Source organism: Thermomonas alba (assembly GCF_022419205.1).
Taxonomy (GTDB): domain Bacteria; phylum Pseudomonadota; class Gammaproteobacteria; order Xanthomonadales; family Xanthomonadaceae; genus Thermomonas; species Thermomonas alba.
Genome location: NZ_JAJOZU010000003.1, coordinates 65,819 through 91,901 on the forward strand (window position 1 = coordinate 65,819; position 26,083 = coordinate 91,901).

At 70.2% G+C, this 26,083-nt stretch carries 25 protein-coding genes and 1 riboswitch; of the genes, 8 read left to right on the plus strand and 17 right to left on the minus strand.

Annotated elements, in window-relative coordinates; genetic code table 11:
* From gcvP to ML342_RS05215, 8 genes are all read right to left on the minus strand, one after another.
* A complete protein-coding gene (gcvP, locus tag ML342_RS05180) occupies positions 1 to 2,907 on the minus strand; it encodes an aminomethyl-transferring glycine dehydrogenase (protein ID WP_240125902.1) in 2,907 nt (968 codons plus the stop codon).
* Between the two features lie 34 nt (positions 2,908 to 2,941).
* Positions 2,942 to 3,075, minus strand: a riboswitch (glycine riboswitch).
* 123 nt (positions 3,076 to 3,198) lie between these two features.
* Positions 3,199 to 4,467: an amino acid permease gene (locus tag ML342_RS05185; RefSeq protein WP_240125904.1), complete on the minus strand. Its 1,269-nt coding sequence runs from the start codon at positions 4,465 to 4,467 to the stop codon at positions 3,199 to 3,201.
* Entirely contained in the window at positions 4,464 to 5,531 is a 1,068-nt protein-coding gene (locus ML342_RS05190) for an aromatic ring-hydroxylating oxygenase subunit alpha (protein ID WP_240125905.1), read from the minus strand. Before ML342_RS05190 ends, ML342_RS05185 begins: the two co-directional genes overlap by 4 nt.
* 90 nt (positions 5,532 to 5,621) lie before the next feature.
* Complete coding sequence (locus ML342_RS05195) at positions 5,622 to 6,143, minus strand: hypothetical protein (RefSeq protein ID WP_439655162.1); 522 nt, start codon at positions 6,141 to 6,143, stop codon at positions 5,622 to 5,624.
* Positions 6,144 to 6,191: 48 nt separating this feature from the next.
* Positions 6,192 to 6,461 carry a cell division topological specificity factor MinE gene (gene minE / locus ML342_RS05200; protein ID WP_240125907.1) on the minus strand — a complete coding sequence of 90 codons (270 nt, stop codon included), beginning with the start codon at positions 6,459 to 6,461 and terminating at the stop codon, positions 6,192 to 6,194.
* Between the two features lie 3 nt (positions 6,462 to 6,464).
* Positions 6,465 to 7,277, minus strand: coding sequence for a septum site-determining protein MinD (gene minD, locus ML342_RS05205; protein WP_240125909.1), 813 nt, complete (start codon positions 7,275 to 7,277; stop codon positions 6,465 to 6,467).
* Positions 7,278 to 7,309: 32 nt separating this feature from the next.
* Positions 7,310 to 8,080 (minus strand): septum site-determining protein MinC, encoded by a 771-nt coding sequence (minC, locus tag ML342_RS05210; RefSeq protein ID WP_240125910.1) that lies wholly within the window; start codon positions 8,078 to 8,080, stop codon positions 7,310 to 7,312.
* Positions 8,077 to 8,676 carry a GNAT family N-acetyltransferase gene (locus ML342_RS05215; protein ID WP_240125912.1) on the minus strand — a complete coding sequence of 200 codons (600 nt, stop codon included), beginning with the start codon at positions 8,674 to 8,676 and terminating at the stop codon, positions 8,077 to 8,079. Before ML342_RS05215 ends, minC begins: the two co-directional genes overlap by 4 nt.
* A 133-nt stretch (positions 8,677 to 8,809) precedes the next feature.
* Here ML342_RS05215 and ML342_RS05220 point away from each other — a divergent pair, with 133 nt between their 5' ends.
* The 5 genes from ML342_RS05220 to ML342_RS05240 all read left to right on the plus strand — a co-directional run bounded on the left by ML342_RS05220 (position 8,810) and on the right by ML342_RS05240 (position 13,040).
* Positions 8,810 to 10,012, plus strand: a complete 1,203-nt coding sequence (locus ML342_RS05220; protein WP_240125914.1) for a sensor histidine kinase — start codon at positions 8,810 to 8,812, stop codon at positions 10,010 to 10,012.
* Complete coding sequence (locus tag ML342_RS05225) at positions 10,009 to 10,665, plus strand: response regulator (RefSeq protein ID WP_240125915.1); 657 nt, start codon at positions 10,009 to 10,011, stop codon at positions 10,663 to 10,665. The genes ML342_RS05220 and ML342_RS05225 overlap by 4 nt, the downstream gene beginning before the upstream one ends.
* Positions 10,666 to 10,818: 153 nt before the next feature.
* A complete protein-coding gene (locus ML342_RS05230) occupies positions 10,819 to 11,880 on the plus strand; it encodes a GyrI-like domain-containing protein (protein ID WP_240125917.1) in 1,062 nt (353 codons plus the stop codon).
* Positions 11,881 to 11,970: 90 nt separating this feature from the next.
* Complete coding sequence (locus ML342_RS05235; RefSeq protein WP_240125918.1) at positions 11,971 to 12,354, plus strand: DUF423 domain-containing protein; 384 nt, start codon at positions 11,971 to 11,973, stop codon at positions 12,352 to 12,354.
* A gap of 11 nt (positions 12,355 to 12,365) precedes the next feature.
* Positions 12,366 to 13,040: a DNA-3-methyladenine glycosylase family protein gene (locus tag ML342_RS05240; RefSeq protein ID WP_240126289.1), complete on the plus strand. Its 675-nt coding sequence runs from the start codon at positions 12,366 to 12,368 to the stop codon at positions 13,038 to 13,040.
* Positions 13,041 to 13,047: 7 nt separating this feature from the next.
* Here ML342_RS05240 and ML342_RS05245 read toward each other — a convergent pair whose 3' ends face one another.
* Entirely contained in the window at positions 13,048 to 13,437 is a 390-nt protein-coding gene (locus tag ML342_RS05245) for a DUF488 domain-containing protein (protein ID WP_240125920.1), read from the minus strand.
* A gap of 150 nt (positions 13,438 to 13,587) precedes the next feature.
* Here ML342_RS05245 and ML342_RS05250 point away from each other — a divergent pair, with 150 nt between their 5' ends.
* The gene (locus ML342_RS05250; protein WP_240125921.1) at positions 13,588 to 14,592 is read left to right on the plus strand and encodes a TraB/GumN family protein; all 1,005 of its coding nucleotides are present in this window, start codon (positions 13,588 to 13,590) and stop codon (positions 14,590 to 14,592) included.
* A gap of 18 nt (positions 14,593 to 14,610) precedes the next feature.
* Here ML342_RS05250 and dxs read toward each other — a convergent pair whose 3' ends face one another.
* The 3 genes from dxs to ML342_RS05265 form a co-directional block, all read right to left on the minus strand.
* Positions 14,611 to 16,518: a 1-deoxy-D-xylulose-5-phosphate synthase gene (gene dxs, locus ML342_RS05255; RefSeq protein WP_240125923.1), complete on the minus strand. Its 1,908-nt coding sequence runs from the start codon at positions 16,516 to 16,518 to the stop codon at positions 14,611 to 14,613.
* Between the two features lie 75 nt (positions 16,519 to 16,593).
* The gene (locus tag ML342_RS05260; RefSeq protein WP_240125925.1) at positions 16,594 to 17,394 is read right to left on the minus strand and encodes a queuosine precursor transporter; all 801 of its coding nucleotides are present in this window, start codon (positions 17,392 to 17,394) and stop codon (positions 16,594 to 16,596) included.
* A 3-nt stretch (positions 17,395 to 17,397) separates the two neighbouring features.
* On the minus strand, positions 17,398 to 18,066 hold the full coding sequence (locus tag ML342_RS05265; protein ID WP_240125927.1) for a DUF502 domain-containing protein: 669 nt from the start codon (positions 18,064 to 18,066) through the stop codon (positions 17,398 to 17,400).
* A 93-nt stretch (positions 18,067 to 18,159) separates the two neighbouring features.
* Between ML342_RS05265 and ML342_RS11885 the strand changes: the two genes are divergently transcribed.
* Complete coding sequence (locus tag ML342_RS11885; RefSeq protein ID WP_275672394.1) at positions 18,160 to 20,433, plus strand: methyl-accepting chemotaxis protein; 2,274 nt, start codon at positions 18,160 to 18,162, stop codon at positions 20,431 to 20,433.
* A 6-nt stretch (positions 20,434 to 20,439) separates the two neighbouring features.
* On the opposite strand, the gene ML342_RS05280 is transcribed toward ML342_RS11885, so the two are convergent.
* The 3 genes from ML342_RS05280 to trxA all read right to left on the minus strand — a co-directional run bounded on the left by ML342_RS05280 (position 20,440) and on the right by trxA (position 23,860).
* Positions 20,440 to 22,443: a serine/threonine-protein kinase gene (locus ML342_RS05280; RefSeq protein ID WP_240125928.1), complete on the minus strand. Its 2,004-nt coding sequence runs from the start codon at positions 22,441 to 22,443 to the stop codon at positions 20,440 to 20,442.
* A 94-nt stretch (positions 22,444 to 22,537) separates the two neighbouring features.
* Entirely contained in the window at positions 22,538 to 22,987 is a 450-nt protein-coding gene (locus tag ML342_RS05285) for a DUF4442 domain-containing protein (protein ID WP_240125930.1), read from the minus strand.
* Positions 22,988 to 22,990: 3 nt separating this feature from the next.
* Entirely contained in the window at positions 22,991 to 23,860 is an 870-nt protein-coding gene (gene trxA, locus ML342_RS05290; RefSeq protein ID WP_240125932.1) for a thioredoxin, read from the minus strand.
* Between the two features lie 40 nt (positions 23,861 to 23,900).
* On the opposite strand from trxA, the gene ML342_RS05295 reads away from it, so the two are divergent.
* Positions 23,901 to 24,491 carry a DUF998 domain-containing protein gene (locus ML342_RS05295; RefSeq protein ID WP_240125933.1) on the plus strand — a complete coding sequence of 197 codons (591 nt, stop codon included), beginning with the start codon at positions 23,901 to 23,903 and terminating at the stop codon, positions 24,489 to 24,491.
* Here ML342_RS05295 and ML342_RS05300 read toward each other — a convergent pair.
* A complete protein-coding gene (locus ML342_RS05300; RefSeq protein WP_240125935.1) occupies positions 24,472 to 24,726 on the minus strand; it encodes a SemiSWEET transporter in 255 nt (84 codons plus the stop codon). The genes ML342_RS05295 and ML342_RS05300 overlap by 20 nt on opposite strands.
* On the minus strand, positions 24,723 to 26,027 hold the full coding sequence (locus tag ML342_RS05305; RefSeq protein ID WP_240125936.1) for a metal-dependent hydrolase family protein: 1,305 nt from the start codon (positions 26,025 to 26,027) through the stop codon (positions 24,723 to 24,725). Before ML342_RS05305 ends, ML342_RS05300 begins: the two co-directional genes overlap by 4 nt.
* Positions 26,028 to 26,083: the final 56 nt, after the last annotated feature.

Sequence of the window (26,083 nt, forward strand, 5' to 3'; positions counted from 1 at the left end):
TCAGGCTTCGTCCTTGTAGGCGTCCACCGGGATGCAGGCGCAGAACACGTTCTTGTCGCCGTGGACGTTGTCCACCCGCGCCACCGGCGGCCAGTACTTGACCTGCTTCAGGCTGGGCAGCGGGAACGCCGCCAGCTCGCGCGGGTAGGCGTGCGCCCACTCGCTGGCGGACACCCGCATCGCGGTGTGCGGGGCGTGCTTGAGCGGGTTGTCGGCGCGATCCAGCTTGCCATCGATCACGTCCTGGATCTCGGCGCGGATCTGGATCATGGCGTCGATGAAGCGGTCCAGCTCGTGCAGCGATTCCGATTCGGTCGGCTCGACCATCAGCGTGCCGGCGACCGGGAAGCTCAGCGTGGGCGCATGGAAGCCGAAGTCGATCAGGCGCTTGGCCACGTCCTCGGCGCTGATGCCGGACAGCTTCTCCAGCGGGCGCAGGTCGAGGATGCACTCGTGCGCCACCAGCCCGTTGCGGCCGGTATACAGGGTGCGATAGTGCGGCGCCAGGCGACGTGCGATGTAGTTGGCGTTGAGCATGGCCACCTGGGTGGCGCGGCGCAGGCCGTCGCGGCCCATCATCGCGATGTACATCCAGCTGATGGGCAGGATCGAGGCGCTGCCGAAGCTGGCGGCTGCGACCATCGGGCCGCGGCCGGTGCCGGCGGTCTTCAGGCCATCATCGCTGAAGGCCTTGGGCAGGAATGGTGCCAGATGTGCCTTGACCGCCACCGGGCCGACGCCAGGGCCGCCGCCGCCATGCGGGATGCAGAAGGTCTTGTGCAGATTGAGGTGGGAGACGTCCGAGCCCCACTTGCCCGGCTTGGCCAGGCCCACCAACGCGTTCATGTTGGCGCCGTCGGTGTACACCTGGCCGCCGTGCTGGTGGACGATCTCGCAGATGCGCACCACGTCTTCCTCGAACACGCCGTGGGTGGACGGGTAGGTCATCATGATCGCGGCCAGATTGTCCGAGTGCTGTTCGGCTTTGGCGCGGATGTCCTCGATGTCCACGTTACCGTTGGCGTCGCACTTGGTGACCACCACCTTCATGCCGGCCATCTGCGCCGAGGCGGGGTTGGTGCCGTGCGCGGATTCCGGGATCAGGCAGATGTTGCGGTGGCCTTCGCCGCGCGCGGCATGGTAGGCGCGGATCGCCATCAGGCCGGCGTATTCGCCTTGCGCGCCGGAGTTGGGCTGCAGGCTGACCGCGTCGTAGCCGGTGACTTCCACCAGCATGGCTTCCAGCTGCTCGATCAGCTCGCGGTAGCCCTGTACCTGGTCGGCCGGCGCCAGCGGATGGATATTGGTGAACTCAGGCCAGGTCACCGGGATCATTTCGGAGGTGGCGTTGAGCTTCATGGTGCAGCTGCCCAGCGGGATCATGGTGCGGTCCAGCGCTAGATCCTTGTCGGCGAGCGTGCGCATGTAGCGCAGCAGCTCGTGCTCGCTGTGGTGGGAGTTGAACACCGGATGGGTGAGGAAAGCGCTCTGGCGCTCCAGCTCCGCCGGGATCAGCGACGGCGCGCTGGCATCCAGCGCGTCGATGTCCGGCAGGATCGCGTCGTCGCCGCCGAAGATGCGCCACAGCAGTTCGAGGTCGGCGCGGGTGGTGGTTTCGTCCAGCGAGAGGCAGATCGAGCCGTTGCCGCGCACGCGCAGGTTGACCCGGCGCGCCGCGGCGCGTGCCAGGATCGCCTCAGTCTGAGCCCCGGCGTCGATGCACAGGGTGTCGAATGCGGTGGCGTGCACGGGTGCATGGCCAAGCTGGCGCAAACCCGCCGCGAGGATCGCGGTGTAACGCGCCACCCGCCGGGCGATGCGCTTGAGGCCCTCCGGGCCGTGGTAGACGGCGTACATCGAGGCCATCACCGCCAGCAGCACCTGCGCGGTGCAGATGTTGGAGGTCGCCTTCTCGCGGCGGATGTGCTGCTCGCGGGTCTGCAGGGTGAGGCGGTAGGCCGGGTTGCCGTCGGCGTCGATCGACACGCCGATCAGGCGGCCCGGCATGCTGCGCTTGAAGGCATCGCGGCAGGCCAGGAATGCGGCGTGCGGGCCGCCGAAGCCCAGCGGCACGCCGAAGCGCTGGCTGTTGCCGATCACGATGTCCGCGCCCATCTCGCCCGGCGGTTTCAGCAGGGTCAGGGCCAGCAGGTCGGTGGCGACCACGAATAGCGCGCCGCGCGCATGGATGGCCTCGGCGTCCTTCTCCCAGTCGGCGATCCAGCCGCTGGACGCCGGGTACTGCGCCAGCACGCCGAAGTAGTCGCCCTCGGCGATCGCGGCGTGCACCGCATCGGTGCCGCGCACTACGTTCACCTTCAGGCCCAGCGGCTCGGCGCGGGTCTGCAGCACCTCGATGGTCTGCGGGTGGGTGTCGCCGACGACCAGGAAGGTGTCGGACTTCGACTTCGCGGAGCGCTTGGCCAGGGTCATCGCCTCGGCGGCGGCGGTGGCCTCGTCGAGCAGCGAGGCGTTGGCGATGTCCATCCCGGTCAGGTCGGCGACCATGGTCTGGAAGTTGATCAGCGCCTCCATGCGGCCCTGCGAGATCTCCGCCTGGTACGGGGTGTAGGCGGTGTACCAGGCCGGGTTCTCGAGGATGTTGCGCAGGATCACCGTCGGGGTGTGGGTGCCGTAGTAGCCCTGGCCGATGAAGCTCTTGAACACCTGGTTCTTTTGCGCGATCGCGCGGATCTTCGCCAGCGCCTCGACTTCGGGCATTGCCTCCGGCAGCGCCAGCGGCGCCTCCGACTTGATGGCGGCCGGGACGATGGCATCGGTGAACGCCTCCAGCGACTCGAAGCCGAGCGTGCGCAGCATGTGCGCGATCTCGGCGTCGTTGGGGCCGATGTGGCGTTCGATGAAGGCGTCGTGGTGTTCGAGCGAGCGGAGCGAGGGCTGGGTCATGGCGGCATCCGGGGGCGCGATCGCGCGGGAAGGGGATGCCCGCTCTGTCCTTCTGCCTGAGAGTTTTAAAGCGCGCGAGCGGGGAGGGTGGCCCGCGCGGCTTCGTGCCCCTTCGGCGCCGGCACCGCCCGGTGGATTGGGCGTGCCGATCTCTCCAGAGTGTGGTCACACGGCGGTCTTGGGCCTGAGCGATTCCGGGCGGTTGCGCCTTCGGCAGCGCCGCGTGCCTGGGGCCCGCGCGCTTCTCCCTCCGTGCGGCCGCGATTATACAGGCCTATACAGGCCGGGCGGTCAGCGGCGGGCGCGGCGCATCCACGCATAGACCGGGATGCCGGCCAGCAGTAGCACCGCGCCCCAGGCCAGCGCCTCGGCGCCGGCGCCGCTCAGCGCGTACAGGCTGTACAGCAGCGCCAGCGCCGCGACGATCCGCCCGCCGCCGCGGCCGCATCGCAGCCAGGCCGCGCTGCTGGCCGCATACGGCAGCAGGATGGCCGAGGTGGAGATCAGCAGGATGAAGGTGAACAGCGCCACCAGCGAGCGGCTGTAGCTGGCGATCACCAGCACGGTGGCCAGGCTGCTGCCGGCCAGCAGGCCGAATGCCGGGGTGCCGCGCGCATCGCGGCGTGCGAAGGCGCGCGGGAACAGGCCGTCGTCGGCCGCGGCCAGCGATACCTGCGCGCAGACCAGCACCCAGCCGTTGATGGCGCCGAAGGTGGCCACCGCCGCCAGCGCCGCGACCGCGAGGCCGGCACCGGGGCCCCAGGTGCGCGCGGCGGCGTCCGCCATCGGCGCGCCCGCGGTCTTCAGCACATCGGCCGGGACCAGCCCGATCACCGCCGTGCAGGCCAACAGCGTGGCCACGCCTGCCAGCAGGGTGCCGAGCACGGTGGCGCGCGGGATGGTGCGCGCGGGGTCGCGGATGGCCCCGGCCGGCACCGTCGCCACTTCCAGCCCGCACAGCGCCCACATGGTGAGGATCACGGTGGTGTTGGTCACCTGCGGCAGCGGCTGTCCGCTGGGATTGAACGGCACGTAGCGGCCGGGCTCCAGCCACCACAGCGCCACCAGCCCGAACAGCAGCAGTGGCAGCAGCTTCAGCGCGGTCAGCAGCACCTGCATGCGCCCGGCTTCGCGCAGCCCCGCCAGGTTCACCAGCGTGCACGCCCACAGCGCCGCCAGCGCGCACAGCGCCGCGCGCAGCGGGGTGGCGGTCAGCGCGGGGAACAGCGCGCCCAGGCTGCCGGCGAAAGCCACCGCGATCGCCGCCATGCCGGACCAGATCGAGACCCAGTAGCTCCACGCGATCGCAAATCCGGCGCCCTCCCCGAAGGCGCGGCGGGTATAGGCGTACGGCCCGCCGGTGTGCGGCCACTGCACCGCCAGGCGGGCGAAAGTGGCGGCCAGCAGCAGCGCGCCGGCCAGCGCGACGGCCCAGCCCAGCAGGCTGGCGGCGCCATACGGCGCCAGTGCCGCCGGCAGCAGGAACACGCCGCTGCCGATCATGCTGCCCACCACCAGCGCGGTGGCCGCCCAGACTCCCAGCGGGCGCGGCGGATTCACGCGCCTGCATCCGCGCGGTAGGCCGCGCGCAGCAGCTCGTGGAAGTGGTGCACGCCGGTCTCGCGTAGCGGGTTCAGGCGGCCCGGCAGGTAGCTGCCGGAGGCCATCCCGCGCTGCACGTCCTCGCAGATGCCGAGGTCCTCGTGCTGCACCTGGTCGCTGAAGGCGATGTCGGCCGCGCGTCGCGCGGGATCGGCATCGGCGGCGTAGTAGCTGTCGAACAGTACCCGGCAGCGGTCCACGCCCAGCGGGATCACGGTATTGGTCTGCAGCCGCCCGGGCAGGATGTTGAGCATGGTGTTCGGCCACAGCCAGTAGTACAGCGCATCGCCGTTGCCGTACAGCGCCGGGTCGCTCTCCAGCGGGCTCCACTGCAGGCTGTGCCAGCGCGACAGCTCGGTGCGGTAGCTGCGGTAGTCCAGCAGCCTGTTGAGCCCCGGATGCACGTGCGGGACGTGGTAGCCCTCGAGGTAGTTGTCCACGTACACCTTCCAGTTGCAGGCGATGGCGTAGGCCACCCGGTGGTGCCCGCCGTAGCCGGCCAGATCGCGCTCCGCGCCCAGCCGCGCGTCGATGCCGGCGATGAAGGCGTCGAAATCCGGCGCGCTACTTGCTTCGATCGCGGCGAACACCAGCCCCTGCCAGACGCGCACCGCCAGCTGCGGAAGCCGCACATCGGCCATCTCGAAGCTCGCCGCGCCCTGCATCTCGGGGGCCGCGCGCAGGCGCCCGTCTAGGGTGTAGGTCCAGCCGTGGTAGCGGCAGCGCAGCGCCTTCGCGCCGCGGCCGTCGCACTGTGCGATCGGGCCGGCGCGGTGGCGGCAGACGTTGTGCAGCACGTGGATCGCGCCGTCGTGATCGCGCACCGCCAGCACCGGCAGCCCGGCCAGGTCGGCCACCACGTGATCGCCCGGCTGCGGCAGCTGGCTGACGTGCGCCACCAGCTGCCAGCTGCGGTCGAAGATGGCGCGACGGTCGCGCTGCACCATTCCGGGATCGACGTAGAAACGCGCCGGCAGCGCGGTGGCGGTGGCGGGGGCCTGCGGGGCAAGATCGGCGTCCATGTGCGCAGTATCGCCCCGAACGCGGGAAAAAACGAAGATGGGCGAGGGCCAGCGCGGAGCCGCGCCGGTGTTCCGTTCGCGGTCCCGCGTTCAGACGGGGAACCGCAGCATCCCGTCGGCATCCACCAGGCCGTGCGCGCGCAGCCAGGCCCAGGCGGACTCGGCATCGTGCTCGACGTAGGCGCGCGCCGAGCCGAGGCGGAAGGTGTAGCCCCAGGTGTCCATGTCGGCCCACACCCGGTCGCGGCCGACGCCGGGCAGGGCGTCGCCGAGCAGGCCCTGCAGTACGCACACCGCATCCTCTTCCGGAATCGAGTCGGTGGCGTCGGTATGCACGGCCGCGCGCCGTTCCGGCGACAGCACGATCAGGTGCCCGGCCTCGTGCAGCAGCGAGTGCACCGGGGTATCGGCGCGCGCATACACGGTGGCGCCGATGATGCCGGCCTCCGGCTCGCCCCAGTAGCTGCCGGGAATCGGTGCGTCGTCGGGCACCTGCACGAGCACCAGGCCGAAGCGCTGCAGCAGCGCGCGCGGCGCGTCGAAGCCGATGTCGGCCAGGCGCAGCACGTCGGCGGCCGGGGAAGCATCGGTCGAAAGGGGCAGCGAGGCCATCGGCGGCGGAGGGGGTCGGTTGGGCGGCGGGGCGTCAGGGCGACAGAGTCAGGCGTTCACGGCAGCGCCGCCGCGCTCGGGCAGCGACACCGAGATGTCCAGCACGTCGTGCTCGCCGTCCTTGATCAGGTCCACCTTCACCGCGTCGGCTTCCACCGCCACGTATTTGCTGATCACTTCCAGGATCTCGCGCCGCAGCAGCGGCAGGTAATCCGGCGCACTGGCCGAGCTGCGCTCCTGCGCGATGATGATCTGCAGGCGGTTCTTGGCGGTCTGCGCGGTGTTCTTCTTGGGCTTGAGGAAGTCGAAGATGGACATGCGTCAGCCCCCGAACAGCTTGCTGAAGAACCCCTTTTTCTCCACCGTGGTGAAGCGCAACGGGCGATCTTCGCCTAGCAGCCGCGCCACCGCATCGTCATAGGCTTGGCCGGCGATCGAGTCGGGATCCAGGATCACCGGCTCGCCCTTGTTGGACGCGTTCAGCACGTCGCCAGATTCGGGGATGACGCCGATGGTCTTCAGGCCCAGCACTTCCTCCACGTCGGCGATCGAGAGCATCTCGCCGCTCTCCACCCGCGCCGGGCTGTAGCGGGTCAGCAGCAGGTGTGCGCTGACCTCGCCGTCGTTGCGTTCGGCACGGTGGGTCTTGGAGGCCAGCAGGCCGAGCACGCGGTCGGAATCGCGCACCGAGGACACTTCCGGGTTCACCACCACCACCGCGCGGTCGGCGAAGTACATCGCCAAAAAGGCGCCCTTTTCGATCCCGGCCGGGCTGTCGCACAGGATGTAGTCGAAGCCGTCGGCGGCCAGCTCTTTCAACACTCTCTCCACGCCGTCCTTGGTCAGCGCGTCCTTGTCGCGGGTTTGGCTGGCGGCGAGCACATACAGGTTGTCGATGCGCTTGTCCTTGATCAGCGCCTGCTTGAGCGTGGCCTCGCCATGGATGACGTTGACGAAGTCATAGACCACCCGGCGTTCGCAGCCCATGATCAGGTCGAGGTTACGCAGGCCGACGTCGAAGTCGATCACGGCGACCTTCTTGCCGCGGCGCGCGAGTCCGGTGGCGAGGCTGGCGCTGGTCGTGGTCTTGCCCACGCCGCCCTTGCCCGAGGTGATGACGATGATTTCGGCCAAGTTGGGTTCTCCTTACGATGGCTCGCGGGCGTTCAGTCGAGCGCCGCCAGCTTGAGTTGTCCGTGATCCAGCCAGACCTGCACCGGCTTGCCGTGCAGGTCGGCCGGGATGTCTTCCAGCACTTTGTAATGGCCCGCCACCGCCACCAGCTCCGCATGGAACTCGCGGCAGAAGATGCGGGCCTCGGTATTCCCCTGCGCGCCGGCCAGGGCGCGGCCGCGCAGGGCTCCGTAGATGTGGATGCTGCCATCGGCCAGCACCTCGGCGCCAGCACCCACGGTGGACAGCACGGTCAGGTCGCGCTGCTCGGCATAGACCTGCTGCCCTGAGCGCACCGGGCTGGTGTGGATCAGGCCGGGCTTGCCGTCGCCGCCGCGCGCGGCGGGCGGGATGGCCGGGGGCGCGGGGGCGGGCGCCGGAAGCGGGCTCGCGCTGGCGGCGGGCGCGGCCTGCGTGGAGGCCGGTTCGTACTGGGCGCGGAACTTGGCCAGCAGCGGCAGGTCGAGCTCGCGCGCCAGGGCGTCGATCTCACGGGTGCCGTAGGCCAGCGCCACCGGCAACACCCCGGCCTCGCGCAGGGCCGCGATCAGCGCGCGCACCTGTTCGGCGCTGGGGGCGTGCAGCAGGTTGTTGAAATCCAGCACCACTGCGGCGCGTGCGAACAGGTTGGGGGCGCGCTGCACGCGCTCGCGCATTTCCTGCGCCAGGCGCGCCGGATCGAGCTGGCGGATGCGCAGGTTGGCAATGCCGACCTGGCCGAACTTGAGCTCGCCGGCCTGGGCGAGGTCGGGTTGCGCGCTCATGCGCAGACCTCGCGGGCTTCGGTACCGGTGGCCTGCGGGCGCGGGCGCTGCAGCCACGGAACGTCCGGCAGGGCATCGCCGTAGGTCTGACGCACCCACTCATAGCTGCACAGCGGTTTCATCAGCATCGCCGCGCGCAGGCCGTGTTCGGCCATCACGTTCTGGCCGACCTCGCGAAACCCGAAGCTGCCGTGGAACAGCAGCGCGTGGTCGGTGCCCTGCTCCAGGAATACCTCGCAGGCCAGCTGCGGATAGCGCAGCTCGGCGTAGCTCTGTACGTCGGCGTAGAGCGCGCGCCCGACGCCGCCGCCGCGGCGGCGGCTGGCCACCGCCACGCGGTCGATATAGAAGAAATCGGGGTAGTGCGCGCGGAACCAGGCGAAGTTGCTGCTGTCATGGCAGCCGCGGGCGCCAAAGCCGATCAGGAAGCCGGCCAGCGTGCCATCGCGCTCTGCCACCCGGAAGTACTCGGCATGGTCGTACAGCCGGCGCAGGCGCGCCGCATCCAGGGGGAGAATCGCAGGCCCGGCGGCATTGTTGAGGGCCAGGACGGAATCCAGCTCATGCTCGCGCACGTCGCGGATGGCAATCGTCATTCCTTTCAGACTCCGGTAGCGGCTGCGGGTGGCCCAGCGTGGCGCATCGGGGCGGGATTATCGCACGGGCGGCGGACCGTAAAGCATGACCTTGGAGGTGCGCGTTGCGCCGCCGGAGGGGGTATAAGACGCCATGCTCGTGCGTATCTCACACACACGCCTGCTGCGCGCCGCTGGCCTGTTCACCTGGGCCATGGTGGGGTTGCCGCTGCTGTACTACTCGTGGCTGGCGCCGATGCTGGCGAACGGCGGCGAGGACATGGCCCTGCGGCCACTGCCCTGGCAGGGCTGGCTGGCCTATCTCGCATTCGGGTTCAGCTATGCCTGGCTGACGCGCGGGCTCGGCAGCCGCTCCCGCAGCCCGGGCGATCTGCCGCTGCTGCTGGTGCTGACCCTGGCCGCGCTGGCGGTGAGCTATTACAGCGCCTCGGGAATGGGCAGCGTGCTGCTCATGGTGGCCGCCTGCGTGCTGCCGTGGCGGTTGCCGCTGCCGTGGGGCATTGCCTGGCTGCTGGCCGGGCAGCTGGCGGTGGCGCCGGTATTCATTCGCTGGCTGGGCTTTCCGCCGCTGGAAGCCTTGATGCAATCGATGCTGTATGCGGGCTTCTCCGGCTTCGTGTTCATCGTCAGCCTGGTCGCCCTGCAGCAGGCGCAGGCGCGCGAGGAGCAGCGCCGCCTGAACGCCGAACTGCGCGCCACCCGCGCCCTGCTCGCCGACAGCGCACGGGTGAACGAGCGCACCCGCATCGCGCGCGAGCTGCACGACCTGCTGGGCCACCACCTGACCGCGCTGAGCCTCAACCTGGAGGTGGCCGGCCATCTCTCCGAAGGACGGGTCAAGGAGCACGTGCAGCAGGCGCATACGCTGGCGCGCCTGCTGCTGACCGACGTGCGCGAGGCGGTCAGCCAGCTGCGAGAGGGCGGGGCGATCGATCTCGGCGCCGCGCTGCGGCCGCTCGCCGAGAATGTGCCGAGCCTGCAGATCCAGATGGACATCCAGGAGCCATTGATGCTGGACGACCCCGAGCGCGCGCACGTGCTGCTGCGCTGTGCGCAGGAAGCCATCACCAACGCGGTGCGCCATTCGGGGGCCTCCCGGCTGTGGCTGTCGGCCCGCCGTGAGGGCGCGGATGTGGTGCTGGAGGTGCGCGATGACGGCCGCGGTAGCGATCAGATCGTGCCCGGCAACGGGCTGCGCGGGCTGGGTGAACGCCTGCGCATGCACGGCGGGCGGGCCGACATCGCCAGTCGGCGTGGCCAAGGCTTTCGCATCACCATTACCTTACCGGTGGCGGCGAGCGCCGCCTTGTCTCTCCCGCAAGGAGCCGACCCATGAGCAGAACCCGTCCCATCCGTGTGTTTCTGGTCGATGATCAGACCCTGGTGCGCCAAGGCATTCGCTCCCTGTTGTCGCTGGCCGAGGGCATAGAGGTCGTGGCTGAAGCGGCGGACGGCCGCCAGGCGGTGGAGCAGATCCCGCAGAGTGCGCCCGACGTGGTGCTGATGGACATGCGCATGCCGGTGATGTCGGGGCTGGAGGCCCTGCAGGCGCTCGGCAAGGCCGGTACCCTGCCGCCGACCATCATCCTCACCACGTTCGACGATGACCAGCTGGTGCTGGCCGGCATCAAGGCCGGCGCCAAGGGCTACCTGCTCAAGGACGTGTCGCTGGAGCAGCTGGTAAGCGCCATCCAGACCGTCGCCGATGGCGGTTCACTGGTGCAGCCGGCGGTGACCCAGCGCCTGCTGTCGGGGCTGGAGCACATGCGCAATGAGTTCGTCAGCCTGGAGCGTCCGGACCCGCTGACCGAGCGCGAGACCGAAATCCTGCGCCTGATGGCCTCCGGGTTTTCCAACAAGGAGATCGCCAACTCCCTGGGCGTGGCCGAGGGCACGATCAAGAACCACGTCTCCAACATTCTGTCCAAGCTCGGCGTGCGCGACCGCACCCGGGCGGTGCTCAAGGCGTTCGAACTGCAGTTGGTATGAAACCGGAGTGTGGGCCGGGGCGCGGGTCGCCCGAAAGGGTGCGCCACGTCGCGGTTTCTGGATGGGCCGTCCTCGCCCGGGGCGAGACCGGTTTGCTAAGATGGGAAATCCGCGCGGCTGCTGGCCGCCACGGCCTTCTCCGGAGAATCCCGAATGACTCGCTTGCTCGAGATCCTGATTTCCCTCGCCATCGTGTTCACCCTGTACCTGGTGGTGGGCCTGCTGCTGCCGTCTTCCCGCCACCTGGTGGAGAAGATCGAGACCAACCGCAAGCTCACCATCGTGTTCGACACGCTCAACAGCTTCCGTCGCTTCAAGGACTGGAATCCGCTGTTCCTGCGCGATCCGAACATGCAGATCACCCTCTCCGGTCCGGAAGAAGGCGTGGGGGCGCGTCTGGATTACGCCTCCAAGAACGAGCGCCTGGGCAGCGGTAGCTACGAGATCGTCGAGAGCGTGCCGCGCGAGAAGGTGGCGATTGCCATCACCAACATCGAGCGCGGCGACAACAAGCGCACCGCGTTCTACCTCAAGCTTACCGGCCGCAATAACCGCAACGTCGAGATCACCCAGACCTACGACGTGGACTACGGCTGGAACCTGCTCGGCCGCTATGCCGGCCTGTACGTGGCCCGCCATGTCGGCGACGACATGAAGCTGGGGCTGTCGCGCCTGACCACCATGCTGGCTTCGATTCCGAACGTCGATTACGCGGTCAAGGACAGCAAGATGACCACCCCGAAGGTGGTCGAGCGCCCGGCCGAGGACGTGCTGTTCGTCAACGCCGGCGCGGTCGAGCGCGGCAATGCGCAGATCCAGTCCTCGATCAATGCCAACAGCGAGTGGATCAAGCGCGTGATCGAGGCCAACGGCCTGGAGGCGGTGGGCCCGGTGCGCATCGTCACCACCGATCTCGGCCGCGAGACCTACACCTTCGATGTCGCCCAGGTGGTGCGTCGCAAGGGCGGTGGCGCGGTCGGCAAAGTCGCAACCCAGGGCCCGGTGCAGTATGTGCAGATTCCGGCCGGCAAGGCGGTGATGGCGTCCTACACCGGCTATATGGCCGAGCTCGACAACGTGCGCAATGCCCTGCGCGCGTGGGCGGCCACCCACGGCTACGAGGTCAAGGACCGCGCGTTCGAGGACTACAAGTCCGGCGTGGCCGGGGCGTTCACCGCCGATGGCCAGTTCGACGTGTACTGGCCGATCAAGTAAGCCGGCCCGTCAGCACGCTGATCCCTTGCAAACGCCGCGCATCGCCGCGGCGTTTGCATTTTCCAGAGGGTGAACAGGCACAATCCCGGCATGCAGCCGCGCATTCCCGCGACCCTCCCCCGCATCGTCGCCGCCCGCCGCTGGCTGGCGGCGGCCGGCAGCCTGCTGGCCGCCCTGGCGGTGGCGCTGTCGGCCTACGCCATGCATGCCGCGATCCCCGCCGCGCGCGAGCGCCTGCTGCTGGCCGCGGCCTTCGGCTTCGCTCACGGGCTGGCGCTGGCCGCGCTGGCGCCGCTGGCGCAGCGCGCCGGCGCGCTGTGGGCGCAGCTGCTGCTGCTCACCGGGGTGCTGCTGTTCGCCGGCAGCCTGGCCGCGGCGGCGCTGCTGGGCGCCCCTACGGTGCTGGCGCCGGCCGGTGGCCTGCTGCTGATCGGCGGCTGGCTGCTGCAGGCCTGGGACCGGCTGCGCGGATGAGCAGGGCGGGCATGGCCAGCTACGCGCGCGGATTCGATGTCGAACAGGCGTTCGCGCACCTGGCGCGGCGCGATCGCCGGCTGGGCGCGTGGATGCGTCGGCTCGGTCCGATCCCCGCCGATCCGCGCTGGCGCCAGCCGTTCGATCCGGTGGATGCGCTGGCGCGCGCGATCCTCTACCAGCAGCTCAGCGGCAAGGCGGCCGCGACCATCGTCGGGCGGGTGGAGGCGGCGATCGGCAGCGACCGCTTCCATTGCGACACCCTCTCACGGATCGACGACGCCACCCTGCGCGGCTGCGGGGTGTCCGCCAACAAGCTGCTGGCGTTGCGCGACCTGGCGCGGCGCGAGCAGGCCGGCGAGATCCCGGATCTTGGCCAGATGGCGCGCATGCACGACGATGAGGTCGTCGCCGCGCTGGTGCCGATCCGCGGCATCGGGCGCTGGACGGTGGAGATGATGCTGATGTTCCGGCTGGGTCGGCCCGATGTGCTGCCGGTGGACGACCTCGGCATTCGCAAGGGCGTGCAGGCGGTAGACAAGGCGGAGGCGCTGCCGGCCCCGAAGGAACTCGCCGCGCGCGGCGAGCGCTGGCGGCCGTACCGCAGCTATGCCAGCCTGTACCTGTGGCGGATCGCGGAGGCGGCCGCCGGCGCGGCCAAGCCGGTGAAGCGCTCGCAGGAATAGGCGGCTTTCAGTTGGCGAGCGTCGCCCCGGCGTCCCGCAGCAGTTCCCGCAGCGCATGGCGATGGCAGTGCGCCTCGTCTTCGCAGTAGCAACCTACGCTGAAATCCGTCTGGTGCGACAGCGCGGCCAGCAGCGCGATCGCGTGCGCGGCGTCCGGCCGCTTCATCTCGCTGCGGTAGCGGCGGAAGAACGCCCGCCACTGCGCCGGCGTGGTCGCCGCATGCGCCATGTCCATCGTCGCCTGGCTGGGCGCCAAGGTGGGCAGCCAGACGTCGTAGAAGTCGCGGCGCGCATACTCGGATTTGGGCACCCCGCGCGGCGGCCGGCGCACGGTGCCGATGCGCAGGCCTTCGCCCGGAAGGCGCGGGCTGCCCAGGCGGACGATGCGGACGGCCATGGTGTGCTCCCCTGCGGTGGCGATGGCGTGAGCATCCCACGATTCAGGCGCAGGTGGGACTTCGGAGCGCCGATGCCGGCACACTTGCGGCTTCAGCGACCGGGAGATGCGTGGATGCGGAGTGTGATGCGGCAACTGGCGGCAGCGGTGATGTCTGCGCTCATGGCCTTCCCCATCCACGCCCAGGAGGCGCCGCCGGCGGACGCCATCCGCACCGAGGCCCCGGTGGTGGTGCAGGGCGAGCAGCCGGGGCCGGGCATGTGGATCGTGCGCAAGGGCGGCCACGAGCTGTACCTGCTCGGCACCTTGAGCCCGCTGCCGGCGAAGATGCAGTGGCAGGCCGTGCCGCTGCAGCGGGTGCTGGCGAACGCGCAGGAGGTGATCCGCATGCGCGGAGTGCAGATCGATGCCGACATCGGCTTCTTCCGCGGCCTGCTGCTGTTGCCCAAGCTGCTGGCTGCGCGCGACAACCCGGACGGCAAGACCCTGCGCGAGGTGGTCTCGCCCGCCTCCTATGTGCGCTGGCAGGCGCTGAAAGCGCGCTACATCGGCAGCGACGGTGGGGTGGAAAAGCGCCGCCCGCTGTTCGCCGCGCAGGAGCTGTACACCGCGGCGATGAAGAAGAACGGGCTGGATACCCGCGATCCGGTGTGGCCGGTGGTGGAGAAGGCGATCAAGGACCATCACCCGACGGTGACGGTGGTGAAGGAAACCATCGTCATCAAGGATCCCAAGCCGCTGCTGCAGGAATGGGCCAAGACCACGCTCGACGATTTGGCCTGCTTCGACAACACCCTGACCCGGATCGAGACCGACCTCGACGTCATGCGCGCGCGCGCCAACGCCTGGGCCACCGGCGACATGCCGGCGCTGCGCGCGCTGCCGCCGGCCTACCAGTGGGAGGCGTGCAGCGCCGCCGTCACTGAGGCCGGAATCGGCAAGCGGCTGGGCTTCGGCGATGCCCGCGCCAGGCTGCGCGCCAAGTGGCTGGCGGCCGCCGATGCGGCGCTGGAGAAGAATGCGGTCAGCTTCGCCGCGCTGCCGCTGAACGACCTGCTCGGCGCCAACGGCTACCTGGCGGCGCTGCAGGCCAAGGGTTACGCGGTGATCGCCCCGGAGGAGGACGCCCCGGGGGAGGACGGCGGGGAGGAGTGAGCCGCGCGCGGCGGCCGCTTACGGCGCGGCCTGCGCAACCGCCGGCGCACGCAGCTGCGGCCAGCGCGCCAGCAGCGCGGCGCGGATACCGGCCGCGTCGAGCCCGGCCTCGGCCAGCAGCTCCTCGCGGCTGGCATGGTGCTGGAAGGCATCGGGCAGGCCGAGGTGCAGGATCGGCACCACCACCCCTTCGGCTGCCAGCAGCTCGGCCACGCCGCTGCCGGCCCCGCCGGCGACCACGTTGTCCTCGAGGGTGACCAGGCCCTCGTGGGTCTTGGCCAGCTCGAGGATCAGCGCGCGGTCCAGCGGCTTGACGAAGCGCATGTTGACCACGGTCAGGCCAAGCGCTTCGCCCACCTGTTCGGCGACCGGCACCAGTGCGCCAAACGCGAGCAGCGCCAGCGGGCCGCCGCGCCGGCGCAGTTGCGCCTTGCCGATCGGCAGAGTCTCCAGCGACGGTTGCACGGCAACGCCGGGGCCGGTGCCACGCGGGTAGCGCACCGCCGCCGGGCCGGGGTAGTGGAAGCCGGTGGTCAGCATCTGCCGGCATTCGTTCTCGTCGGCAGGCGCCATCACCACCATGTTGGGCACGCAGCGCAGATAGGACAGATCGAGGTTGCCGGCATGGGTGGCGCCGTCCGGGCCGACCACACCGGCACGGTCGATTGCAAAAAGCACGTCCAGTTTCTGGATGGCTACGTCGTGCACCAGCTGGTCATAGGCGCGCTGCAGGAAGGTCGAGTAGATCGCCACCACCGGCTTGGCGCCTTCGCAGGCCATGCCGGCGGCCAGGGTCACCGCATGCTGCTCGGCGATGGCGACGTCGAAATAGCGGTCCGGGTATTCCTGGCTGAAACGCACCAGCCCGGAGCCTTCGCGCATGGCCGGGGTGATCGCCAGCAGACGCGGCTCGGCGGCGGCCATGTCGCACAGCCAGTCGCCGAACACGTCGGTGTAGGTGGGCTTCTTCGGCTTGCCCTGGGCCGGCACCACACCCACCGCCGGGTCGAACGGGGCCACCGCGTGGTAGCCGATCTGGTCGCCTTCGGCCGGTTGGTAGCCCTTGCCCTTGGTGGTGATGATGTGCAGCAACTGCGGGCCTTTCAGGCCTTGCAGGGTCTTCAGGGTGGCCAGCAGGGCGTCGATGTCGTGGCCGTCGATCGGGCCGGTGTAATGAAAGCCCATCTCCTCGAACAGGGTGGAGGGCACGAACATGCCCTTCCAGTGTTCCTCCCAGCGCTTGATGAAGCGGGCGGGCGGGCTGTGTTTGTCGCCCAGCAGCTTTTTGCCGCTTTCGCGCAGGGCGTTGAGGGTGCGGTTGCCGGAAAGCCGGCCCAGCATCCGGGTCAGGCCGCCCACTGCCTCGCTGATCGACATGCGGTTGTCGTTGAGGATCACCAGCAGGTCCGGCTCATCGTCCATGCCCCCGGCGTGCCCCAGCGCCTCGTAGGCCATGCCGGCGGTCATCGCGCCATCGCCGATCACCGCCACCACCCGGCGCGGGTTGCCGGCGCGGGCATTGGCGATGGCCATGCCCAAGGCGGCTGAGATCGACGTCGAGGAGTGGCCCACCCCGAAGGTGTCGTACTCGGATTCCTCGCGCTTGGGGAATGGCGCCACGCCGTCCTTCTGCTTGACCGTATGGATGCGGTCGCGGCGGCCGGTGAGGATCTTGTGCGGGTAGCACTGGTGGCCGACGTCCCAGACGATGCGGTCATCCGGCGTCTGGTACAGGTAATGCAGTACGGTGGTCAGCTCCACCACGCCCAGGCCGGCGCCGAAGTGCCCGCCGGATTTGCCCACCGATTCGATCAGGTAGGCGCGCAGCTCGTCCGCCACCGCACGGAGCTGGGATTCCGGGAGTTGGCGGAGGTCGGCGGGGCGGTCGATCCGCGACAGCAGGGGATAGCGGGAGGCATCAATCATCCGGCTATTGTCGCGCCGGCCGGGGCCGGGGGGCAATCTGACGCGGGCGGCGACGAAACGTGCAGCGCGGGCGGGTCAGTCCACCGGGAACGGGTGCGGTGCGGCGGCGTGGTCGTGGGCGGCAGCGTGGATCAGCTGTGCCGCACGTGCCTCCCCCAGGTAGCGGTGGATGCCGGCACGGGCCAGGTACAGCAGCGGGATCAGCGCCACTGCAGCCAGCAGCTTGTAGGTGTAGTTCAGGCTGGCCACCGCCAAAAACCGCGACATCGGCCAGTGCGCCGGCCCCAGCACGAAGGCGATGTACAGCACCACGAAGCTGTCCACCAGCTGCGAGATCGCGGTGGAGCCGGTGGCGCGCAGCCAGGCGTGGCGCTCGCCGGTGCGGCGACGGATGTGGTGAAAGGTCTGGATGTCCACCAGCTGGCCGATCAGAAAGGCGGTCAGCGAGCCGACCGTGATCCACATGCCCTGGCCGAAGATCGCGGAGAACGCGGCCTGGTAGTCCGGCACGCCCTGGCCCTGGGCGCTGCCCACCCACCAGCTGGCCGGCGCCAGCTGGATGGCGATGTAGGCGAACAGGAAGGCATACGCCACCAGCCCGGCCGCCAGGTAGCTGATCAGGCGCACCCCGCGCTTGCCGAAGTACTCGTTGACCGTGTCGGTCATGATGAACACGATCGGCCAGATCACGGTGCCGGCAGTGAAGTCCAACGTGCCGCCCTCGCCCAGCAGCCGCCAATGCACCGGGGCGATCCCGAGGGTGCCTTCCAGCGAGAAGATCTTGACCCCGATGAACTCGGCCAGCACCGCGTTCACGCAGAAGAACGCGGCCAGCGCGATGAACAGCCGCACCGCGCGGTCGTCGAGCTGGCGCATGGGTCAGGGCGCCTGCCCGGGCGGGGTGAACGGGATGCTGTCCGGCGCCACCGCGCCGCCGCTGATGATGAAACTCATGGCCTGATCGACCGTCCAGTCGGTCGGCGTGAGCTTTTCCACCGGCACGATCTCCAGATAGCCGGAGGTCGGGTTGGGCGTGGTCGGCACGTACACCGCCGCCAGCTCGCGGCCGCTGCCCTGCTCGCGCATGACCCGGGTGACGAAGCCGATCGACTTCATCTGGTTGTGCGGGAAGTCCACCAGCACCACCCGCTGGGTACCGTCCGGCTTGGTCTGCAGGATGTCCAGCAGCTTGCGCGCGCTGCCGTACACGGTGTTGGCCAGCGGAATACGGGCTACCAGCGCCTCCAGCCAGCGCAGCAGGCGCTGGCCCACCACCCGCCGCGCCAGCCAGCCGGCCAGCAGGATGAAGGCGACCGTAGCCACCAGCGCGATCGCATCTTGCACCCAGGCATCCACCAGCCAGCCGAAGGTATGCGGATTGCCGGAGGCGATCTCGCGCAGGGGCGGCTCCACCAGCGGTTTGCTGAGGCTGCCGAGCAGGCCGAATACGAACTTCAGCACGGCCCAGGTCAGCCAGAGCGGCAGCAGGGTGAGCAGGCCGGTCAGGAACAGGCGCTGCAGGCGTTGACCGATGGGGGGGCGCGACATGCGCGCAGTTTAGCGGCTTGCCGGCTCAAGTGTGGGGCCTGGGTGCCGATAACCCGGTGGCGTCCAGTCCTGGAAAATCTCGAGGAGAGCCTCATGCCTGCCGTGCCGGAAGCCGCCCCGCTGCCATCCTCCGCCGCGCGCTCGCTGCCGCGCGAAGCGCTGCGCCAGCGCCCGGTCACCGGGCGCGAAGTGCCGTTTCGCGACGGGGAGCTGATCGTCTCGCGCACCGACCTGCGCGGCGTCATTACCTACGTCAACCCCTATTTCTGCGAGATCAGCGGCTATACCGAGGCCGAGCTGATCGGTCAGCCGCACAACATCATCCGTCATCCGGACATGCCGCCGGAGGCCTTTGCCGACCTCTGGGCCTGCCTGAAGAAGGGGCGGCCGTGGGTGGGCATGGTCAAGAACCGCTGCAAGAATGGCGACCACTACTGGGTGCGCGCCCACGTCACCCCGATGCGCGACGCCGCAGGCGAGGTGACCGGCTACATGTCGGTGCGGCGCAAGGCCAGTCGCGAGCAGATCGCCCGCGCCGAGCGCGACTATGCCGCGCTCAAGGCGGGCCGGCTCCGGCACGCGGCGATTCGCAACGGCGAGCTGGTGCAGGTGCCGGTCTGGGAGCGCTGGAATCCGCTGTGGAAGCTGACCCTCACCACCCGCCTGTTCCTGCTGGCCCTGTTCGGGCCGGCGCTGGCGGCGCTGGCGCTGCTGGCGGGAGGGGGCGCGCTGGCGTGGTGGCTCATCGCGGCAGGCGCCGCCTTCATGGCCTACTCGGCGTGGTGGCTGGCGCGCGACCTGGTCGGCCGCACTGCGGCGGCGCGCGCGGCGCTGCGCGCGATCGCCGGCGATGATTTCAGCGGCGAGATCGACATTTCCCGCAGCGACGAGATCGGCCGCGTCCTGCAGGGCATCAAGGAGATGCAGATCCGGCAGGGCTTTCACATCCACGGCATGGCGCACGAGCGTGATCGCACCCAGCGGGTCGCCGAGGCGCTGGAGGCGGCGGCCGCCAGCGTGCTGGTCACCGATGCCGAAGGCACGGTGGTGTTCGCCAACCGCGCCCTGCGCGAGCGTTTCGCCGCGATCGCCCCGCAGCTGGCGACACTGCCGGGCTTTGCTTCCGGTGAAGTGATGGGCCGCGCGGTCAGCGAGTTCCATCCCGACCCGGCGCACTGGCAGCGCCTGCTGCCGACCCTGAAGCGCCCGCAGACCGAAACCCTCGTACTGGGGCCCTACACCTTCGATCTGACCATCACGCCCGTGCGTGACGAGGAGGGCCGCACGCTGGGCCATGTGTTCGAGTGGAAGGACCGCACCGCGGAGCTGGCGATCGAGCGCGAGGTCGCGCAGGTGGTGGAAGCGGCGGTGCGCGGCGAGCTGCACGGCCGCATCGCGGAGGAGGGCAAGCAAGGCTTCCAGCGCGATCTGGCGCGCAAGCTGAACGCGATGCTGGACGGCATCGCGCAGGCGGTGGAGGCAGTGGAGCAGGTGCTGCAGGCGTTGGCGGAGGGCGACCTCACCCGCCAGGTGCAGCGGCAGCTGCAGGGCGCGTTCGGGCGCATGGCGGAGAGCGCCAACCAGACGGTGGCGCGACTGGGGGCGATGGTCGCCGAGATCCAGGACGCGGCGGCGTCCATCCAGGCGGCGGCCGGCGAAATCGCCTCGGGGAACTCCGACCTGTCGGCGCGCACCGAGCAGCAGGCGGCCGCGCTGGAGGAAACCGCCTCCTCGATGGAAGAGCTCACCTCCACCGTCAAACAGAATGCCGACAACGCGCAGCAGGCCGACCAACTGGCGCAGGGCGCGGCCGGCGTCGCCACCCAGGGCGGCCAGGTGGTCGAACAGGTAGTGAGCACCATGCAGGCCATCGAAACCTCCTCGCGCCGGATCGCGGACATCATCGGCGTGATCGATGGCATCGCCTTCCAGACCAACATCCTGGCGCTGAACGCGGCGGTCGAGGCCGCACGCGCCGGCGAGCAGGGCCGCGGTTTTGCGGTGGTGGCCGCCGAGGTGCGCGCGCTCGCGCAGCGCAGCGCGGGCGCGGCCAAGGAGATCAAGCAGCTGATCGAGGATTCGGTGGGCAACGTGGCCGACGGCGCGCGCCTGGTGCATCAGGCCGGCAGCACGATGCAGGAGGTCGTGGCCTCGGTGCGGCGGGTCAGCGAGATCATCGCCGAGATCGCCGCCGCCTCGCGCGAGCAGAGCAGCGGTATCGAGCAGGTCAACCAGGCCATCACCCAGATGGATGAGGGCACTCAGCAGAACGCCGCCCTGGTCGAGGAGGCCTCGGCGGCGGCGCAGACCCTGGCGCAGCAGGCCGATGGGCTGATGCAGCAGGTGGCGCGCTTCCGGCTGCGCTGAGCGACGTCAGCGGCTGCGCACCAGACGGATGCCGACGTCGTCATAGCCGCGGCTGGCGTCCAGCGGCTGCGGCTTGCCGCTGACCATGCGCTGGCTGCAGGCGTGATCGGCGCATAGCGAAACCCAGCTGGCCGGGGTCGTGGGCTGGCCCTGCAGTTCGCCCGCGCTCGGCAGGCGGTAGCGGTGCCCGTCCTGCGATCCTAGCCAGGCGGCGTAGGCCAGCGCGTCGGCGGCAGAGACGCAGGCCACCGGCCGGCGCTCGCCGCCGAGCAGATTGTCCCAGCGCAGCTTGCGGCCGAGGAAGCCGCGCCCGCATTCGGCGGCCTCGCGTCCGGTGGCGCGGGCGAAGCGAGCGTAATCGGCGCGGCTGACGGTGATCAGTTCGGTTTCGCCCGTCGTTTCCTGCGCAGGCGCGGCCGCGGCGGCCGTGTTGCGCTCGTCCTCCGCATTGCGGTCGTTGCCGGCCAGCGCCCGCAGCCGGGTCTGCAGGCTGCGCGCCCGCGCCGGCTCCAGCTGCAGCCAGGGCGTGGCGGCGGCGTACAGGCGGCTGGCCTCGCCGCGGGTGGCGGGTTTGGCCAGCAGCAGAGTGATGCGATCGTCCAGCGCCGCGCCCATGCGCTGCTGCAGCTTGGCAACCGCCTCGCCGGTGCCGCCGCGGCGCTTGTCGAGGGTCACCGCGCGTTGGTAGGCGAGCCTGGCGGTGGCGACATCGCCCTGTCGCAGCGCGCGTTCGGCGTTCAGGCTCAGCGCATCGAACAGCAGCGCGGTCAGCCGCAGGGTTTCCGGATCGGTGGGCGAGATCAGCCAAGCGCCTTCCAGGCTGGACCAGGCATTGGCATTGGCCGGGGCCAGCAGCTGGCCGGCGCGCAGTTGCTGCTCGGCGTTGGCCAGCACGGCGCGCAGCCCCAGCGCCTGCGCGTCCTCTGTCGGCGCGGTCGCCGTCGCGGCGGGCGCTGCGGCGGCAGGCGCAGCGGCGGGCGTGGCGCTCGCGGGCGGCGCTTGCACTGGGGTGGCGGAGGCGGCCGCAGGCGCGGGCGCTGGCGGCGGCGCGTACCGCAGATAGGCGGCATAGCCCAGCGCCGCCAGTCCGGCGGCTGCCGCGCCCGCCAGGACGGGCAGGCGCCAGCGCGCGCGCGCGGGCGCGCTGTCAGCCGTATGCGCGACCTCGGGCGGGAGTTCGACCACGCCGAAGGCCTTGCCAGCGCGGCGTTCCAGCTCCTCCAGCGCCGCCAGCATTTCGTGCGCGCTGGCAAAGCGGTCGCCTGGCTGCTTGGCCATCGCGCGGTCGATGAAGCCCTGCCAGTGGCGGAGCGGGGACGGCAGGCGCGGCACCGGTTCCTGTACGTGCTTGAGGGCCATGGTGAGGGCGTCGCCGGCGGCGTAGGGCAGGCGCCCGACCAGCATTTCCCAGGTCAGCACGCCGATGCTGTAGATATCGGCGCGGCGGTCCACGTCCTGCCCGCGCGCCTGTTCCGGCGGCATGTAGGCGGTGCTGCCGACGGCCAGCCCGGCGGTGGTCAGGCGCGGGTTACTGCCGCGCCGCAGGGCGATGCCGAAATCCGCCAGCAGCGGGCGGTCGCTGTCGTCGAACAGCACGTTCTCGGCCTTGACGTCGCGATGCACCACCCCACGCACGTGCGCGTAATCCAGCGCCTGCAGCAGGCTGCGCAGGATCGACGCCACCTTGGGCTGATCGCCGGCCAGCCTGCGCTGCCCCAGATGCCCGTGCGAGAGATAGGGCATCGCATAGAACGGCAGGCCGTCGCGGGTGCGGCCGACCTCGTAGATGCCGACGATGTTGGGATGCTCCAGCCGCGCGATGATGCGCGCCTCGTTCTCGAAGCGCGCGCGGCTGACCTCGTCGGTCAGCACCTCGGCCAGCATCACCTTCAGCGCTACCTTGCGCTCCAGCGAGCGTTGCTCGGCCAGGTACACGGTGGACATGCCGCCGTGGCCGATCACCCGCAGGATGCGGTAGCCGTCGATTTCCGGAAACCCCTTCTCCGTCACGCCGTTCCTCATCGCATTTGACCCCTGCGGTGAGGATACGACGATCGCGAGGGCGCTTGGAATGCGGTTGGAATGCGGTTGGAATCGCGGGGCGTCAGCGTCCAGGCTTGCGGCGAACGTACAGCTGCTTGCGCACCCGTGCGACCAGCTGGCCGTCGCGGTCGCGGATGTCGTTCTCGAACCAGCGCAGCACCTTGCCGCCGGAGGCCGCCTCGGCGCGCAGTGTCGCCAGCACGCTCGCATCCAGATGGAACTCGGTATGCACGGTGCCGCGCCCGGGGCGGACGAACTCGATCTCGCCGGCCTTGTCCCAGACCAGGTGCTCGCGCCCGAGGTGGTGCAGCACCAGCAGCATCCAGAACGGGTCGGTCATCGCGAACAGGCTGCCGCCGAAGTGGGTGCCGACATAGTTGCGGTTCCACGGGCGCATGCGCAGCTCCACCCGCGCATGCCGGTAGTCGGACGACAGCGCGGTGACGTGGATGCCGGCGAACAGGAACGGCGGCCACAGGTTCAGCCCGTGGCGCAGGACGCCTGCGCGCATGGCTCAGGCCAGCAGCAGGGCCGACATCTGGCGCCGGTAGCGGCCGACCAGGTCCTCGTCGTCGAGGATGCGGAAGGCGTCGATCAGGCTCCTGCGCGCGAGGCCCTCGTCGAAGTGGCGGTCGCGGCGCAGCATCTCCATGAACTGGGTCAGGCCGCCTTCGGCATCGCCTTCCAGCAGCCGGTGCACGCCGAGCAGGTGGCGCGCGCGCAGGTCGTCCGGATTGGCGGCGATCGCCGCCTCCAGCACGCTGGCCGGCGGCGCGTCCTTGAGCAGGGCGGCAAAGCCCAGGCGGGCGCGCGCCTTGACCGCGCGATCATCGGTGGCGAGGTTGGCGGGCAGGGCGTCCAGCAGCTGCTCGGCCTCGGCGACGGCGCCGGTCTGCAGCAGCGCCAGCGCCAGGTCGAGCTTGAGCCCGGCATCGTCGGGAGCGTTGGCGATCGCCTTGCGCAGGCGCATCACCTCCGCATGCGGGTCCAGCGGAGCGGCGCTGGCTGCGGCGTCCTCCGCGGGGGGTGCGGCCGGCTCGATCCCGTGGTGCTTGAGGAACTCACGCAGCTGGCCTTCAGGCAGCGCGCCCGGGAAGCCGTCCACCAGCTGCCCACCCTTCACCAGCATGACCGTGGGCACCGAGCGGATCTGGAACGCGGCGGCCAGCTCCTGCTCCTTGTCCACGTCCACCTTGGCCAGCACGAACGCGCCGTGGTACTCGGCGGCCAGCTTCTCGAGGATCGGCCCCAGGGCCTTGCACGGCCCGCACCAGGTCGCCCAGAAATCGACCAGCACGGGCGTCTGCAGCGACTTGCGGATCACCGCCTCCTCGAAGTTGGCGGCGGTGGCATCGAATACGTGGGGTTTGGTGGCGTCGGTCATGGCAGGGGAAAGGGGAAGAGATGCGCTTTAAGATGGGGGCATGAGGGCTTCATTCAAGCACGCCGCGGTCTGGCTGGCGCTGGTGTCGTTCGCGCTCGCGCTGCTGCTGGCGGCGACCGGCGTGCCCGAGTATTCGCACCGAATCCATCCCGTGGCGCTGCGCGGCGCCAGCGGGTTGCCGGGGGCGGGGGTGTTCAACGCGGGCGCCTTCGTGCTGCCCGGGGTGATGCTGGCGCTGGCGGCGCAAGGGCTGCGGCCGGCGCTGGCGCAGGCTGGCTGGGCGGCGCGGATCGGGCTGACCCTGGTGCAGGGATCGGCGCTGGCGTTCGCCGCGCAGGGGCTGCTGCCGCTGGACATGCGCACGCTGGATGCGCTGGCCAACCGGCTGCACGCGCTGGCGTGGATGCTGTGGTGGATCGCGTTCGCGCCGGGGGCGCTGCTGCTGGCGCTGGCCGCCGCGGGCGGGCGCGGGTTCGCCGTCGCCGGGGCGGTGGCAGCGCTGCTGGTGCCGTGGCTGGCGGTGCTGGCGCCGATCGGGGCCTGGGTGGGGCCGGCGCAGCGGCTGGCGTTCCTGGCCTGGTTCGGCTGGTGGCTGCTGGCGGCGCGCGCGTTCAGCCGTAGCGCAGCTTGAGGATCAGGATCGTCGCCGCCAGCGCGAACGTCACCAGGTTGGAGACGATCATCGGCCACGAGTGCAGGAACAGCCCGTAGCCGAACCAGCAGGCCACGCCGAAGGTGAACACCACGTACATCCACAGCGAGATGCCGTGGGTCTCGCGGGTGCGGATGGTCTTGACCGCCTGCGGCACGAACGAGAGCGTGGTGCAGCTGGCGGCCACGTAGCCCAGCCATTCCAGGTTCGTCATGGCGCCACCGGATGGCCGTCGCGGCGGTACACGGTGCCGCCCTTCATCACGAACTCGACTGCCTGCATGCGGGTGATGTCGGCCAACGGGTCGCCCTTGACCGCGACCACGTCGGCGTACTTGCCCGGCTCCAGCGCGCCGAGGTCTTGGCTGCGACCGAGCAGCTCGGCGGCGTTGCGGGTGGCGGCCTGCAGCGCGTAGGCGGCGGGGATGCCGGCCTCCACCATGTACTTGAACTCCTGCGCGTTCTGTCCGTGCGGATAGACCGCCGCGTCGGTGCCGAAGGCGATCCGCACGCCGGCGCGGTAAGCCTTGCCGGCGGTGGCCTGGATGCGCGGGCCGACCAGCCGGGCCTTGGCCGCCACCTGCGGCGGGTAGTAGCCGGGCGTCTCGGCCTTCTCCTGCACGTACTTGCCGGCGGTGATGGTGGGCACGTACCAGGTGCCGCGCTGCTTCATCAGCTGCATGTCGGCCTCGTCCATGAAGGTGCCGTGCTCGATCGAATCGACCCCGCCCAGCACCGCGCGGCGGATCGCTTCGGTGCCGTGCGCGTGCGCGGCCACGGTGAAGCCGTAGTCGTGCGCGGCGGCGACCACGGCCTTGATTTCCTCCAGCGTCATCTGCGGGTTGTCGGCGCTGGCGCTCTCGTCCAGCACCCCACCCGAGGGCATGATCTTGATCAGGTCGGCGCCGTCCTTGTAATGCTGGCGCACGGCTTTCCAGGCGTCGTCCACGCCGTTGATGATGCCCTGCTTCGGGCCAGGGTCGCCTTGCAGGTCCTTACGGTAGCCGTCGGTATCGTCGGCATGGCCGCCGGTGCTGCCGATCGCGGTTCCCGCGGTGAAGATGCGCGGGCCGGGTACGACGCCGGCCTCGATTGCGTTGCGCAGCGCGATCGATTCGCCATCGCCGTCGCCGAGGTTGCGCACGCTGGTGAAGCCGGCCTGCAGGGTGCGTGCGGCGTACACGGTGGAGCGGATCGCGTAGTCGGCGGTGTTCCAGCGAAACTGGTCGCTGTAGCTGGTCGGGCTGGTCTGGCTGGTCAGGTGGGTATGGGCGTCGATCAGCCCGGGCAGGCAGGTCAGGGCAGAGAGGTCGATCAGGTCGCCGCGTTCTGCCGTGGTTGGCTGGCCCGGGTGGACGGCCGCGATGCGATCGCCCTGGACCACCACGGTATGCGGGCCGAGGAGGGCCCCGCTGCGGCTGTCGAACAGGCGGCCGCAGACGATCACGGCATCGGCCGCGAGGGCGGGCGCGGCGGCAGCCAGCAGGCCGGCGGCGAGCAGAAGGCGGTGGCGCATGTCGGGACTCCGCGGTGAGGTGAGAGAGGTGAGATTGGGATATTGCCATGCATGGC